The following is a 14812-nucleotide window of genomic DNA, read 5'->3' as shown; positions in this document are numbered from 1 at the left end:
ACCCCGGATCCGCTTCTGTCCAGAATGCGGGACGCAGGCCGGACGCGTTACGGGGGCCGCGAGCGCGGCGTTCGCCGACACCGCGCCCGCGGCCGCCGGAGCCCCGGACCGGGCCAAGCCGGGGCCGAGTGGCCGTGGCCGCCACGGGGGCGCGGTCACGGCCGGGGGAATGGCCTGGCCCCCTTCTGCCCGGCCCGGCAGGCGTCTAACACCCTGCGGCAAAGAAAACTCTCGGTGAGTTAAAAATAACCTTGCGGCTGTTTGCCCCGCTCGGCGCGGCGTAGGCGGTTCGTAACGCCTTTCGCATTACATGTCCATTATGTCCACTCGCCTACCCTGGGCGGCATGGGACAGTGGCGAGCCCCCGGCGGCATCCTGGTGGAGGCGATCATCCTCGATGATCGTCCACTGCTGCGCGTCTCCCACCGCGTCAACGGCCGGACGTACCTGCGCGGCTACTGCAAGACGGTGTCCGAACTGGACGAACACGGTGTAGACCTCGGCGAACTGGTGGAAGACACCTCGCTTGACCATTTGTAGACCCCGGCCCGCCACTGTCGATCAACCCCCCGGGGTACGGCATGATCCATGGTGGGGCTGCCGGCCTACGCGCCGATGATGGCCCAGCTGGGCACCCTGACCTCCGTCCAGGGCGAGGGCTGGGCCGTGGAGATGAAGTGGGACGGAGTACGCGCCCTCGCCTACGTCGAGGGCGGCTCGGTCCGCCTGATGTCCCGTAACAACAAGGACATCACCCCCGCCTACCCCGAGCTGCAGCTCATGGCCGGCTCCACCGGCCGGCACGCGGCCGTGATCGACGGCGAGATCGTCGCCTTCGACGAGACCGGACGCCCCAGCTTCGCCGCCCTCCAGCCCCGCATGCACCAGCGCAACCCCGCCACCGTCGCCGAGCTCACCCGGGCGGTGCCGGTGACGTTCATGGCCTTCGACATCCTGCACCTCGACGCCGACAGCGTGATCGGCCGCCCCTACCGCGAGCGCCGCGAGCTCCTGGAGGACACCCTGCGCCCCGGCTTCCGCTGGGAGGTGCCCGTGTGGTTCGCCGACCACGCCGACCGCGCCTTCGACTCCTCCCGCCAGCTCGGGCTCGAAGGGATCGTCTGCAAGCGGCTCGGCTCCCCCTACCGGCCCGGCCGGCGCAGCGGCGAATGGACCAAGGTCAAGAACGTCAGCGCCGCCGAGGTCGTCATCGGCGGCTGGCACCCCGGCGGCGGACGACGGTCCGGCATGATCGGCTCGCTGCTGCTCGGCGCCTACGACCCGCGCGGCCGCCTGCTCTACGTCGGGCACGTCGGCACCGGCTTCACCCAGCAGATGCTGCGCGACCTCCAGGACCTCCTCACGCCCCTGGAACGCCCCGGCCCGCCCTTCGACGAGCCCGTCCCGCGCGAGCACGCCCGCCACGCGCACTGGGTCGAGCCCCGCGTCGTCGGCGAGGTCCAGTACGCCGAGGTCACCGGCGACGGCCGGCTGCGCCACCCCTCCTGGCGCGGCCTGCGCCCCGACCGCGAACCCGGCGAGGCGAGCACCGCCGAGTTCCTCGCCCCGGGGGACGCCGCGGCGGGCTGACCGGGCGCGACACGTCCCGCTTGGGCACGGTAAGTGATGAAGTCATGACTTACAGTGATCGGAATCGCTTCGGACCGCCCAGGGGGACATCGTGTCGAAGACTCTGGTCACCACGCTGGCCGCGCTCGCCGGCGTCTCACTCGCCACCGCACTCACCACCGCGCTCACCACCGCGCCCGCCACGGCCCTCGTCACCGCGCCCGCCACCGCCGAACCGCCCCCGCTCAAGGCCGTCACCGCGCAGAGCCCCGCGCAGCGCCCCGCGCAGAGCCCCGCGGAGAGGCCCGCCCAGCGCCTTGTGCAGGGCCGGGACCGCAGTCCGGGCGCCGCGTCGTCGCCGCTCATGCGCCCGGGACGCGCCGCCCGCTACTGGACGCCCGGCAAACAGGCCAAGGCCAAGGCCGTCGCCCTCCCGCCCAGCACGACCGGCCACGACACGGCCGCCCAGGGCACCACCACCCAGGGCACCATCTCCCAGAGCACCGCCGACCACAGTGCCGTCCAGAACGGCGACGCCCACAACAGCGCGGCCGAGCGGCGCAGTGTGCCCGGCGCCAAACGGCTCACCCCCGGCGGCGACGCCAACGGCTACGCCCCCGTGCGCCGGCCGTACACCGCCGACGGCAACAGCCGCGCCACCGGACGCCTGTTCTTCGTCAACGCCACCGGCCGCGACGACTCCTGCAGCGCCTCCGTCGTCCGCTCGGCCAGCAGGCTGCTGGTCATCACCGCCGCCCACTGCGTCTACAGCAGCCCCGACGGCTCCGCGTCCGGCACCTGGCACACCAACTTCGCCTTCGTCCCCGCCTACGACGGCCGCGCCGCCACCGCCGCGCAGCGCGAGCCGTACGGCAGATGGGGCGGACGGCGCGCCTGGAAGCCCGACGCCTACACCGGACGCACCGGCGGCGACTGGAACTCCGTCTACGACGTCGCGCTCGTCGAGGTCGGCGGCCGGAACCGCACCCTGCAGGACACCGTCGGCGCCTTCACCCCCCTGCGCAACGAGGGCGGCCGCTTCACCATCGCCACCTCCGGCTACCCCGGCGTGCTCGGCCGCCGGCCCTACGACGGCCGCGACCAGCTCTGGTGCCTCGGCCGCACCCAGCAGGCCCGCGGCGAGAACACCGCCGGCGACATGCTCGCCGCCCGGCTGGCCGGCGCCGGCGACCCGGCCGGACGGATGGAGACCTACAACTGCCACCTGGCCAAGGGCCACAGCGGCGGGCCATGGGTCGTCCGCGGCAGCGACGACCTGGTCGGCGTGCTGTCGGCGGGCAAGGAGGACGGCGAGCCCGACGGCAACTCCGTCGCCACCGCGCTCAACGCGGAGGGCTACGGCGCGATCGTCCGCCAGGCCGACCCCAAAGGCGTCTACGACTCACTCTCCCTCGACGCCGCCGGCCCCGGCGCGCCCGTCCGCCGCGGCGGCACCGCCACCGTCACCGCGACCGTCACCATGCGCGGGCTCATGGCCGCCGCCCAGGTGCCCGTCACCCTCACGCTCCCGGCCGGCGCCACCCTGACCTCCGTCGACGGCGCCACCTGCCGCCACGGCGACCACCGGGCCGAATGCGTGATCGACGTCATCCACCCCGGCCGGCCGGTCCGCATCTCCGCCAAGGTCTCCGTCGGCCGCGACGCGGACGCCGCCCTGCCGGTCACCATGCACGTCACCTCCACCCGCCTCGACCCCGCCCAGCGCGACAACTCCGCCGTCCTGCGCCTGCGCACCGCCACCGGCTAGGCAGCGGCCGGCGCCGGCTCCCGCAGCGTCCGCGCCAGCAGCCAGGCCAGCACCGGGAAGACGATCAGGCAGGCCAGCGCCGTCCTGAGCGAGGCGGCCTCGGCGACCGCGCCCACCAGCGGGCTGGTCAGGCCGCCCACGCTCACCGCCAGCCCCAGCGTGACGCCGCTCGCCGTGCCCACCCGGTTCGGCAGGAGATCCTGGCCCAGGGTCACGTGCAGGGAGAACGGGACGTACAGGGCGACCGACGACGCCGCGACGAAGAGGTAGACCAGCGGGCCCGGCGCCAGCACCACCCCGGCCACCGCGGGCACCGCCGCCGCGTACGCCGCCCGCATCGCCGGCACCCTCCCCCACCTGGCCGCCAGCCGGCCGCCCAGCACCGTGCCCGCCGCCCCACCCGCGAACAGCACGAACAACGCCACCGCGCCCGCCGCGCCGCCGCCCACGTACAGGGCCACGAACGCGCTCAGACCGACGTACACCACCGACCGGAAGACGATCACCGACGTCAGCCGGGCGAACCCCGGCCAGTCGTCACGGCCCGCCGCCCGCACCGCCGGACGCGCCCCGCCCCGGCCGCCCGCCAGGGCCCGCACCGCCGGGAGCGTCAGCACCGCCCCCAGCACCGCCGGCACAGCCAGCAGCGGCGAGGCCCCCAGCCCCCACGCCGACAACAGCGGCGTCACCAGCACCGGCGCCGAGGCGAACCCCAGTGTCCCGCCCAAGGAGAACCAGCTCATCCGCACATGACCGCCCTCGCTGGCGATCCTGGCCAGCCGCGCCGACTCCGGATGGTAGGCCGCCACCCCCAGCCCCGACACCGCCGCCGCCAGCCACGTCACCGCGTACGACCCCGTCACCCCGGCGCACGCCACCCCCGCCCCCGCCACCACCATGGCCGACGGGATCAGCCACGGCATCCGCCACCGGTCCGTCAGCAGCCCGAAGACCGGCTGCACGACAGACGACGACAACGTGGCCGCCAGCACGATCCCCGACACCGCCACGTAGCCGTACCCCCGCCCGGACACCAGGAACGGCACCAACGCGGGCACCGCGCCCTGGTAGAAGTCCACGCACGCGTGCCCCGCCGCCAGCGACCGGATCCTGTTCACGCCACCGATGATGTCCCCGGCCCGACCTGGCCTGCTTCCGATAAAATGCCAATCTATGCCGAATATCCGCCACACCTCCGTGGCGCCCACCGGCCGCCGCCCCCTGGCCCCCGGCACGGGCATCGACGCCCACCGGCACGACACCCACCAGATCGCCTACGCCTGCGCCGGCATGCTCTCCGTCACCACCGACGCCGGCACCTGGGTCGCCCCCGCCAACCGCGCCATCTGGGTGCCCGCCGGCACCGTGCACGAACACCGCGCCCACGGCAGCACCGACCTGCGCCTGGTCGGGCTCACCGACAATCCGCTCGGCCTCGACCGGCCCGCCGTGCTCGCCGTCGGCCCGCTGCTGCGCGAGCTCGTCATGGCCTACACCGACGACGACGCCCCCGTGGGCGAGGAGCGCGAACGCCTGCTCGCCGTCCTGCTCGACCGGCTCAGACGCGCCCCCGAACAGCCCTTCCACGTGCCCGCCGCGCGCGACCCGCGCCTGGCCGCCGTCTGCGCCGCCCTGCACGACGACCCCGCCGACGGACGCACCCTGGCCACCCTCGCCGCCCTGGCGGGCACCAGCGAGCGCACGCTCGCCCGGCTGTGCCGCCGCGAGCTCGGCATGAGCTTCCCCCAGTGGCGCACCCAGCTCCGCCTGCACCAGGCGCTGCTGCTGCTGGCCGACGGCCTGCCGGTGACCGTGGTCGCCCATCGCTGCGGGTGGGCCTCGGCCAGCGCGTTCATCGACGTCTTCCGGCGGGCGCTCGGGTACACGCCGGGCCGCGCCTTTACAATGTAGATTCGCTACACTTGTCAGACGTGAGCAAAACCAAAGGCAAGGGCGGCGGCACCCCGGCCACCATGGCGCTGACCAAGGCCAAGGCCGACTTCACGCTCCACCCCTACGACCACGACCCGAGCGCCCAGGCCTACGGCGAGGAGGCCGCCGACGCGCTCGGCGTGCCCTACGACCGGATCTTCAAGACGCTGGTCGCCGAGACCGAGAGCGGCCTCGCGGTGGCGGTCGTGCCGGTGTCGGGCAAGCTCGACCTCAAGGCCCTGGCCTCGGCGCTGGGCGGCAAGCGGGCCGCCATGGCCGAGGCGGCCAAGGTCGAGCGGGTGACCGGCTACGTGGTGGGCGGCATCAGCCCGCTCGGCCAGCGCAAGCAGCTTCCCACCGTGGTCGACTCCTCGGCGCTCGACCACGAGACGATCTACTTCTCGGCCGGCCGGCGCGGGCTCCAGATCGAGACCGCCCCCGACAACCTGATCACCCTCACCCGCGCGGTCACCGCCCCCATCGGCAAGGCGGGCTGAGCGTCCCGACGGGCGGCTACCGGGAGCGGTGGCGCGGCCGGCGGAACGACGGGTCGGGCGGGCCCTGCCCGAGCAGCCACTCGAACAGCCGCCGGTGATGCCGGAAGAACGCGCGCTCGCCCTGCCGCCGGTTCTTCTTCTTGTCCTCCTCCTGCGCCTCGGCCTCCTTCAGGCCGGGCGTGAACCCGCCGCCGAACCGGCCCATGTCCGGCCCGGGGAAGCCCCTCGGCTCGGTGTGGTCCAGGGCTTGCTGCATCGACTCGACCCAGATCGGGCCGGGCAGCGACGCCCCCTGCACGGCGCCGTAGTACTGGTCGCCGATCTGCACGCCCTGCAGCGGGTAGCGGTAGGAGCCCCGGATGTCGCCGAGGCTCACCGCCGCCGCCAGGTCCGGCGTGTACCCGGCGAACCAGGCCGAGGTGTAGCCGTTGTTGGTGCCGGTCTTGCCGGCGGCCGGGCGGCCGATGCTCTGCCCCTGCATGGTGCCCTTGTCGAACACCCCGGACAGCACGTGGTTGACGGCGTCGGCGACCGGCCGTTCCATCACCTGCTCGCAGGACGGCGGCACGTGCGCGCGCCGGCCGCTGCGGTCGGTGATCTCCACGATCGCCAGCGGCCGGCAGTGCAAGCCGCGCGCCGCGAACGTGGCGAAGGCCCCCGCGACCGTCACCGGGTCCATCTCGTTGACGCCCAGCGTGAACGTCGGCACCTCGCGCAGCGGCCGGCCGTCGGCCCGCACCGCCCCGAGCGCCCTGGCCGTCTTGACCACGTTGCAGAGCCCGACCTTGCGCTCCAGCATCATGTAGAAGATGTTCACCGACTTCCAGGTGCCGGTCTCGATGCTGTGCGGGCCGCCCGAGCCCTCGCCGCTGGCGTTGAGTATGCGCGTGCCGGGGTCGTTGACCGGCCGGCCGGCGCAGTTGCGGTAGCCCTGCGCGGGCACCAGCTCCCCCGGCGTCTGGAAGCCGTCGCCGAACCGCCAGCCCTGCTGCAACGCCGTGGCCAGGGTGAAGACCTTGAACGTCGAGCCCGCCTGGAAGCCCTGGCCGCCGCCGTGCGCCACGTCGGCGGGCAGGTTGAAGGTGGTCCGCGGGCCGTTCTTCTTGTTGCCGCGGTTGCGGCCGAACTCCTTGCTGGCCGCCATCGCCCTGATCCGGCCGGTGCCGGGCTCGACCATGGCCTCCGCGGCGACCTCGGTGTCCTCCGGCGAGACGTGCCGCCGGATCGCGCGCTCGGCCGCGCGCTGCGCGACCGGGTCCAGGCCGGTCCTGATCACCAGGCCGCCCCTCGCCATCCTGGCCCGCCGCTCGGCCGGGGTGTTGCCGAACGCCGGGTTCGACAACATCTCGTTCTGGACGTACAGGCAGTAGTAGGGGTACGCGCTCTGCCCGCAGCCGCCCGGCTCGGGCTTCAGCCGCAGCGCCAGCGGCGTGCTCTTGGCGGCGCTCGCCTGGGCCTGCGTGATCAGCTTGAGCCCGGCCATCCGGTCCAGCACGAGGTCGCGCCGCTCCTTCAGCCGCGCCTGGTGCGAGCGGCCGAGCGAGGGGTCGGTCGAGTACGGCATCCGCACCGCCCCCGCCAGCGTGGCCGCCTGGGTCAGCGTCAGCTTGGAGGCGGTGGTGGAGAAGAAGCGCCGGGCCGCCGCCTCCACGCCGTGGGCGCCGGCGCCGAAGTAGGCGATGTTGAGGTAGCGCTCAAGGATCTCGTCCTTGCGGTACTTGTGTTCCAGGGCCATCGCGTACCGCAGTTCGGTGATCTTGCGGGCCAGGTTGGGGGCGCGCGCCTTGTCCCGTTCCGCATCGGTGCGAGCGCTCTCGACCAGGATGTTCTTGACGAGCTGCTGCGTCAGCGACGAGCCGCCCTGCCGGATGCCGCCCGCCTGCGTGTTGGTGAGCAGCGCCCGCAACGTGCCCCGGACGTCGAGGCCGCCGTGCTCGTAGAAGCGGGCGTCCTCGATGGCCACGATGGCCTTGCGCATCAGGGGCGCCACGGCCCCGAGCGGCACGGCCGTCCTGTTGGCCTCGTAGAACTGGGCGAACTGCCTGCCGTCCTTGTCCAGCAGCCTGGTCACCTGCGCCAGGGGCTCCTCGCGGGGCGCGGGCGGCAGGTCGACGAAGGTGTCGGCGACGTTCTTGGCGACCAGGCCGCCGCCGCTCACCACGGGAACGGCCAGTGCCGCCGCCAGCACCCCGCCGAGCGCCCCCGCCATGGCGAGGCCACCGATGGATCTGAGTACGGTCACGCAGATGATCTGCAACCAGCAGATCATCGGCAAACGCCCACTTCCCCGGTCTTTACCGTTCTCTTCGGATGTTCAGACCAAGCGAGGCGAACTGCTCGTACGGCCGGTGGTAGCCCCGCTCGATGTGGTGCACGCCGCGCAGCGTGGACGTCCCGTCGGCCACCGCCGCGGCCAGCACGGCCGAGAACCCGGCCCTGATGTCGGGCAGCGTCACGTCGGCGCCCCTGAGCTTGGAGACGCCGCGCACCACGGCCGAGTGCCGGGCGTTGGTGTCGTGGTAACGGCAGGCCGGCCCGCCCAGGCACTGGTCGAACACCTCGATCTCGCAGCCCATCCGCTGCAGCGCGGGCACGTAGACCAGGCGGTTCTCGAAGACCGTCTCGTGCAGCACCGACATGCCCTGGCTCTGCGTGAACAGCACCATGAGCGGCGTCTGCCAGTCGGTCATGAAGCCGGGGTGGGTGTCGGTCTGCACGGCCGCCGAGCGCAGCCCCTCGGGCGGGGCGGTGGCGCACAGGTACTCGTCGTTGATGTCGAACCGGGCGCCCATCCTGGCCAGCGTGGTGATCGCGGTGACCAGGCGGTCCTGGGGGCAGCCGTGCACGCGCACCTCTCCCCCGGTGACCAGCCCGGCCGCCAGGTAGGAGAACGCCTCGATGCGGTCGCCGGTCAGCCAGGTGGAGGCGCCGCGCAGGTGGTCGACGCCCTCGATGACGATCCGGCGGTCGGGCGACAGCTCGATCCGGGCGCCCATGCGCTGCAGGAACAGCGCCAGCTCCACCACCTCGGGCTCCATGGCGGCGTTCTTCAGCACGGTCTTGCCCTCGGCCAGCACCGCCGACATGAGGATCGTCTCCGTCGCCCCCACGCTCGGGTACGGCAGTTCGAGCCGGGCCCCGTTGAGCCGCTTGGCCTTGGCCGAGATGCCGGTGTCGCCCACCTCCACCTCGGCCCCCATCGAGCGCAACGCCTCCACGTGGAAGTTCACCGGCCGCCGCCCGATCGGGTCGCCGCCGACCAGCGGCACGAACGCCTCCCCCGCCAGGTGCAGCAACGGCCCGAGCATGAGGATGGGGATGCGGTTGAGCCCGGTGAACGCGTCGGGCACCCGCGGCCTGATCTCCGCCCCGCGCTCGATGCGGATCTCGGAACCGGCGATCTCGACGTGGATGCCGAGCGCCTCCAGCATCGCCGCGGTGATGCCCACCTCGCCCACGTCGGGGGCGTTGTGGATGCTGCTCTCGCCGTTGCCCAGCATGGCGGCGACCATGTGCTTGGACACACCGTTCTTGGAGCCCCGTACGACGACGTCCCCGCGGAGGGGGCCGGAGGGCTCGATCAACCAGACCTCTTCTGCAATCACGAAGCGAGCCTAACCGGGAGATACCATCGAGCTGGTTCGGATGCAGTTGTGAGGGGGAATGGCGTGACGAGGGAAGTACGCGCTTTTGCGGTAACTGTCCTCATACTCGCCACTCTCGGGGTCGCCGCCGGGCTCAGCTGGTCCGCGATCTCGCCGCGAGCTCCCTACCAGGTGACCGAGCACGGCCTGGTGCTGGCCGACCTCACCACGCAGGCGCTGATCGCGGCCGACGGCTGGTTCGCGGTGATCACGGGCGCGCTGGGGCTGCTCTGCGGCGGTCTGGCGTGGTTCGCCGGGCGGCGCTGGATGCTGGCGGTGCTGCTCGGGCTGTGCGCGGGCGGGGTGGCGGGCAGCTTCCTCACCTTGTGGGCCGGGTCCACGTTCACGGTCGGCGCGGTGGTGGTGGAGGCCGCGGCCGAGCCCGGGGTGCGGATCGTCCCCGGGGCGCTGAAGCTGACCGCCGAGGGGGTGCTGGTGGCCTGGCCGCTGCTCGCGGTCGGCCTGTTCGGCCTCCTGGAGGGCATGCACGGCTACCGCGAGTCGCCGTTGCGGCACCCGTACGGCATCGAGCCCTAGACCGGCGGGCGGCGCAGGCCGTGGCCGGTGGCCTGCTCGAACGCGCGGGCCACGCGCAGCACCCTGGCGTCGGCGAACGGCCGCCCGACGATCTGCACCCCGACCGGCAGCCCCTCGGGCGTGAACCCGGCCGGCACCGAGGCCGCCGGCGCGTGCAGCACGCTGATCCAGTACGCCGAACGCATCCAGGCCAGGTAGTCGGGCAGCCGCTCGCCGTTGATCTCGCTCACGTGCGGCTGCTCCACCGGGAACGGCGGCACCTGGCTGACCGGCGCGAGCAGCACGTCGTAGGTGTCGAAGAAGCCGGCCATGCGCTGGTAGAGGCCGCTGCGCAGCCGTTCGGCGCGGGCCAGGTCGGCGCCGGTGACCGTGCGTCCCCGCTCGACGTTCCAGCTCGTGTTGGGGCCGAGGCCGGTCAGGTCGCCGAAGGACAGGGCGTAGTACCAGGCGCGGTAGATCCGGAAGGCGTCCTCGGCGTCGGACAGGTCGAGCGCGACCTGCTCGACGTGCGCCCCCAGCTCCTCGAACACGGCCGGCGCCGTCGCGGTCACCGCGGCCGTGCGCGGGTCGACCGGCAGCCCGCCCAGGTCGGGGCTCCACGCCACCCGCAGCCCGCGCACCCCCTGCTCGGGCTCGGGCGCGAACTCCTCCTTGATCGCGAACGGCGACCGGGCGTCGAACCCGGCGACGGCCCCGAGCATCAGCGTGAGGTCGTCGACCGTGCGCGCCATCGGCCCCGGCACCGCCAGCGTGTACCAGGCGGCCGTGTCGGAGGGATCGGGGACGCGGCCCGGCGTGGGGCGCAGGCCCACGACGTTGCAGAACGAGGCGGGGTTGCGCAGCGAGCCGCCCATGTCGGAGCCGTCGGCCAGCGGGACCATGCCGGTGGCCAGGGCCGCCGCGGCCCCGCCGCTGCTGCCGCCGGCCGACCTGGCCAGGTCGTAGGGGTTCCTGGTGGCGCCGAACACCTCGTTGACGGTGTGCGAGCCGGTGCCGAACTCGGGCGTGTTGGTCTTGCCGATCGTGATCGCCCCGGCGGCACGCAGGCGGCGCACGATCAGGTCGTCCTTGTCGGGGACGTTCCGCGCGAACAGCGGCGAACCGTACGTGGTGCGGATGCCCGCGGTGTCCACCAGGTCCTTGTGGGCCACCGGGACGCCGTGCAGCGGCCCCTCGGGCTCGGCCGCGTCGGCCGCCCTGGCCGCCTCCAGCGCCCGCTCGGCCACCAGCGTCACGATGGCGTTGACCTGGGGGTTGACCTGCTCGATGCGGTCGAGGTGGGCCTGGAGCAGCTCCACGGCGCTCACCTGCCCGGCCCTGATCAGGCGGGCCATCTCGGTCGCGGTCAGGTAGTGCAGTTCGCTCACCCTGCGATCCTGCCCCACCCGCGCGCCGGGACACGACGGCGACCTTTGCCCACCTCCCCCGCCCGCCTTGGCACCCGCCCACAAGCCGGTCCGGCGAGCCCCGGCGCGGTCAGGCGCCCAGGCGGGCCGGGCCGGCGAGGTTCCGGAGGGTCAGGCGCCCAGGCAGGCCGGGCCGAGGAGTTGCTTGAGGTCGCCCATCAGCGCCGGTGACGGCGACACCCGCAGGCGGTCGTCGACCCGCATGACGGTCGTCTTCGGCCCGTTGTGCACCTGGAGGTGCACCTCCGAGGTGCCCGGATGCGTGGTGAGGATCTCCTTCAGCCGCCCGACCACCGGCGGCGTGCACCGGGTCAGCGGCAGGCTCACCAGCAGCGGCCCGCCCGCCTCCTGGGTGAGGTCGGGCGCGGTCACCTCCATGGCGATGACCTTCGCGACGTCCTCCCGCTTGTCGATGCGCCCCTTGACGAAGACGATCGCGTCCTCGGCCAGGATCGTCGAGCACAGCTGGTACGCCGACGGGAAGATCATCACCTCGATCGCGCCTTCGAGGTCCTCGAGCTGGGTGAGCACCCACGTGTCACCCTTCTTGGTGACCTTGCGCTGCACCCCGCTCAGGATGCCGCCCAGCGTCACGACGTGCCCGTCGGCCCGGCTCTCGTCCTGGACGGCGGCGATCGAGCAGTCGGCCCCCGCGGCCAGGATGTGCTCCACGCCGAACAGCGGGTGGTCGGAGACGTAGAGGCCGAGCATCTCCCGCTCGAACTGCAGCAGCGTGTTCTTGTCCCACTCCCCGGGCGGGATCTGCACGTCGAAGGTCTGGTCCTCGCCGCCGTCGATCGCGCCGAACAGGGAGTCCTGGCCGATGGCCTCGTTCTTCTTGATGTCGATGATCGCGTCGACGGCCTGCTCGTGCACCATGACCAGGCCCTTGCGCACGTGGCCGAGCGAGTCGAAGGCCCCGGCCTTGACCAGCGACTCGATCACGCGCTTGTTGCACACGATCGCGGGCACCTTGCGCAGGAAGTCCTTGAAGTCGGCGAAGCGGCCCTTGGACTTGCGCGCCGAGATGATGCCGTCGACGACGTTGCCGCCGACGTTGCGCACCGCCGACAGGCCGAAGCGGATGTCGGTGCCGCGCGGGGTGAAGTCGAAGTCGGAGTCGTTGACGTCGGGCGGGAACACCTTGATGCCCATGCGGCGGCACTCGTTGAGGTAGAGGGCCGACTTGTCCTTGTCGTCCTTGACGCTCGACAGCAGCGCCGCCATGTACGCGGCCGGGTGGTTGGCCTTGAGGTAGGCCGTCCAGTAGGAGACCAGGCCGTAGGCCGCCGAGTGGGCCTTGTTGAAGGCGTAGTCGGAGAAGGGCAGCAGGATGTCCCAGAGCGTCTTGACGGCGTCGGCCGAGTAGCCGTTGTCCTTCATGCCGCTCTCGAAGGACTCGAACTGTTTGTCCAGCTCGGCCTTCTTCTTCTTGCCCATCGCCCGGCGCAGCAGGTCGGCTTTGCCGAGCGAGAACCCGGCGACCTTCTGCGCGATGGCCATGACCTGCTCCTGATAGACGATCAGGCCGTAGGTCGTGTCGAGGATCTCGGCCAGCGACTCCTTGAACTCGGGATGGATCGGGGTGATCTCCTGCTGGCCGTTCTTGCGCAGGGCGTAGTTGGTGTGGGAGTTGGCGCCCATCGGGCCGGGACGGTAGAGGGCGCCGACGGCCGAGATGTCCTCGAAGTTGTCGGGCTTCATCAGCCGCAGCAGCGAGCGCATGCCGCCGCCGTCGAGCTGGAACACGCCCAGCGTGTCGCCCCTGCCCAGCAGCTCGTACGTCTTCCGGTCGTCGAGCGGCAGCTTCAGCAGGTCGATCTGCTCGCCGGTGGTGGACTCGATCATCTTCAGGCAGTCGTCGATGATCGTGAGGTTGCGCAGGCCCAGGAAGTCCATCTTCAGCAGGCCGAGCGTCTCGCAGGTCGGGTAGTCGAACTGCGTGATGATCGCGCCGTCGGAGTCGCGGCGCATGATCGGGATGTGGTCGGTGATCACCTCGCGGGACATGATCACGCCGGCGGCGTGCACGCCCGTCTGCCTGATCAGGCCCTCCAGGCCCTTGCCGAGGTCCATCGTCGCCTTGACGTCGACGTCTTCCTCGTAGAGCCGGCGCAGCTCGCCGGCCTCGTTGTAGCGCGGGTGGTCCTTGTCGAAGATGCCCGACAGCGGGATGTCCTTGCCCATCACGGCCGGCGGGAACGCCTTGGACACCTTGTCGCCCAGCGCGTAGGGATAGCCCAGGACGCGACCGGCGTCCTTGATGGCGGCCTTCGCCTTGATGGTGCCGAACGTGGCGATCATGGCGACCTTGTCGGCGCCCCACTTCTCGGTCACGTAGCGGATCACGTCGCCGCGCCTGCGCTCGTCGAAGTCGATGTCGACGTCGGGCATGGAGACGCGGTCGGGGTTGAGGAAGCGCTCGAAGATCAGGCCGTGCGGGAGCGGGTCGAGGTCGGTGATGCCCATCGCGTACGCCACCAGCGAGCCGGCCGCCGAGCCACGGCCCGGGCCGACCGGGATGCCGTTCTGCTTGGCCCACATGATGAAGTCGGCGACCACGAGGAAGTAGCTCGGGAAGCCCATCTGCTCGATGATGCCGATCTCGTACTCGGCCTGCCGCTTGTGCTCGTCGTCGTAGCCCTCCGGCCAGCGGCGGTCCATGCCCTCCCAGACGGTCTTGCGGAAGAACTCGCTCTCCGTCAGGCCGTCGGGGATGGGGTAGGTGGGCATGAGGTTCTTGAACTCGAAGAACCCGGTCGGATCGACCTTCTCGGCCACCAGGAGCGTGTTGCGGCAGCCCTCGGCCCACAGGTCGGAGGAGTCGACGGCGCGCATCTCGTCGGCGGTCTTGATGTAGTAGCCGGAGCCGTCGAAGCGGAAGCGGTCGGGGTCGGACAGCTGCTTGCCGGTCTGGATGCACAGGAGGGCGTCGTGGGAGGCGGCGTCGGACTCGTAGGTGTAGTGGGAGTCGTTGGTCACCAGCGGCGGGATGGCGAGCTCTTTGCTGATGCGGGTCAGGCCGTCGCGGACCCGGCGCTCGATGTCGAGGCCGTGGTCCATGATCTCCAGGAAGAAATTGTCCTTGCCGAAGATTTCCTGATATTTCGCGGCGGCCTTGAGCGCCTCGTCGTACTGGCCGAGCCGCAGCCTCGTCTGCACCTCGCCCGACGGGCAGCCGGTGGTGGCCATCAGGCCGTCGGCGTGCTCGGCCAGGATCTCGGCGTCCATGCGGGCCCACTTGCGCACGAAGCCCTCGGTGTAGGCGCGCGAGCTGAGCTTCATCAGGTTGTGCAGGCCGGTCTTGTTGCGCGCCCAGATCGTCATGTGGGTGTAGTAGCCACCCGCCGAGACGTCGTCCTTCTTCTGGTGCGGCTCGCCCCACAGCACGGGCTTCTTGTTGTGCCGCAGCTCCGGCGCGACGTAGGCCTCGATGCCGATGATCGGCTTGATGCCGGC

11 protein-coding genes are annotated in these 14812 nt (G+C 71.9%); 6 read left to right on the top strand and 5 right to left on the bottom strand.

All coding sequences use genetic code 11. The features are described 5' to 3' along the window. The first annotated feature begins 345 nt into the window (after positions 1 to 345). From ACWCSD_RS32065 to ACWCSD_RS32055, 3 genes are all read left to right on the top strand, one after another. Positions 346 to 540 carry a hypothetical protein gene (locus ACWCSD_RS32065; protein ID WP_387666495.1) on the top strand — a complete coding sequence of 65 codons (195 nt, stop codon included), beginning with the start codon at positions 346 to 348 and terminating at the stop codon, positions 538 to 540. Positions 541 to 588: 48 nt separating this feature from the next. After that, positions 589 to 1590 (top strand): non-homologous end-joining DNA ligase, encoded by a 1002-nt coding sequence (gene ligD, locus ACWCSD_RS32060; RefSeq protein ID WP_352358387.1) that lies wholly within the window; start codon positions 589 to 591, stop codon positions 1588 to 1590. Between the two features lie 91 nt (positions 1591 to 1681). Next, positions 1682 to 3337, top strand: a complete 1656-nt coding sequence (locus ACWCSD_RS32055; RefSeq protein ID WP_449920442.1) for a trypsin-like peptidase domain-containing protein — start codon at positions 1682 to 1684, stop codon at positions 3335 to 3337. Here the strand turns inward: ACWCSD_RS32055 and ACWCSD_RS32050 are convergent. After that, positions 3334 to 4455, bottom strand: coding sequence for an MFS transporter (locus tag ACWCSD_RS32050; protein ID WP_449920439.1), 1122 nt, complete (start codon positions 4453 to 4455; stop codon positions 3334 to 3336). The two genes, ACWCSD_RS32055 and ACWCSD_RS32050, sit on opposite strands and share 4 nt — an antisense overlap. Before the next feature lie 55 nt (positions 4456 to 4510). Here ACWCSD_RS32050 and ACWCSD_RS32045 point away from each other — a divergent pair, with 55 nt between their 5' ends. Then, positions 4511 to 5248, top strand: coding sequence for a helix-turn-helix domain-containing protein (locus ACWCSD_RS32045; RefSeq protein WP_449920437.1), 738 nt, complete (start codon positions 4511 to 4513; stop codon positions 5246 to 5248). A 62-nt stretch (positions 5249 to 5310) separates the two neighbouring features. Beyond that, positions 5311 to 5766, top strand: coding sequence for a Cys-tRNA(Pro) deacylase (ybaK, locus tag ACWCSD_RS32040; protein ID WP_358294295.1), 456 nt, complete (start codon positions 5311 to 5313; stop codon positions 5764 to 5766). A 16-nt stretch (positions 5767 to 5782) separates the two neighbouring features. On the opposite strand, the gene ACWCSD_RS32035 is transcribed toward ybaK, so the two are convergent. After that, complete coding sequence (locus tag ACWCSD_RS32035; RefSeq protein ID WP_449920434.1) at positions 5783 to 8008, bottom strand: transglycosylase domain-containing protein; 2226 nt, start codon at positions 8006 to 8008, stop codon at positions 5783 to 5785. Between the two features lie 52 nt (positions 8009 to 8060). Beyond that, on the bottom strand, positions 8061 to 9371 hold the full coding sequence (gene murA / locus ACWCSD_RS32030) for a UDP-N-acetylglucosamine 1-carboxyvinyltransferase (RefSeq protein ID WP_397162137.1): 1311 nt from the start codon (positions 9369 to 9371) through the stop codon (positions 8061 to 8063). A gap of 63 nt (positions 9372 to 9434) precedes the next feature. Here murA and ACWCSD_RS32025 point away from each other — a divergent pair, with 63 nt between their 5' ends. Then, positions 9435 to 9947, top strand: a complete 513-nt coding sequence (locus ACWCSD_RS32025) for a hypothetical protein (protein ID WP_364331359.1) — start codon at positions 9435 to 9437, stop codon at positions 9945 to 9947. Here ACWCSD_RS32025 and ACWCSD_RS32020 read toward each other — a convergent pair. Beyond that, positions 9944 to 11314 carry an amidase gene (locus ACWCSD_RS32020; RefSeq protein WP_387666473.1) on the bottom strand — a complete coding sequence of 457 codons (1371 nt, stop codon included), beginning with the start codon at positions 11312 to 11314 and terminating at the stop codon, positions 9944 to 9946. The genes ACWCSD_RS32025 and ACWCSD_RS32020 overlap by 4 nt on opposite strands. Positions 11315 to 11464: 150 nt before the next feature. Beyond that, on the bottom strand, positions 11465 to 14812 hold a 3348-nt coding region (dnaE, locus tag ACWCSD_RS32015), incomplete at its 5' end, for a DNA polymerase III subunit alpha (RefSeq protein ID WP_449920430.1).

The organism is Nonomuraea sp. NPDC001684 (assembly GCF_053596515.1).
This window is presented reverse-complemented; position numbering and strand designations above follow the sequence as displayed.

What these genes read in the sequence shown, in the direction of transcription:
- ligD (WP_352358387.1), top strand. Translation starts at nt 589, where the DNA reads ATGGTGGGGCTGCCGGCCTACGCGCCGATGATGGCCCAGCTGGGCACC.
- ybaK (WP_358294295.1), top strand. Translation starts at nt 5,311, where the DNA reads ATGGCGCTGACCAAGGCCAAGGCCGACTTCACGCTCCACCCCTACGAC.
- ACWCSD_RS32045 (WP_449920437.1), top strand. Translation starts at nt 4,511, where the DNA reads ATGCCGAATATCCGCCACACCTCCGTGGCGCCCACCGGCCGCCGCCCC.
- ACWCSD_RS32065 (WP_387666495.1), top strand. Translation starts at nt 346, where the DNA reads ATGGGACAGTGGCGAGCCCCCGGCGGCATCCTGGTGGAGGCGATCATC.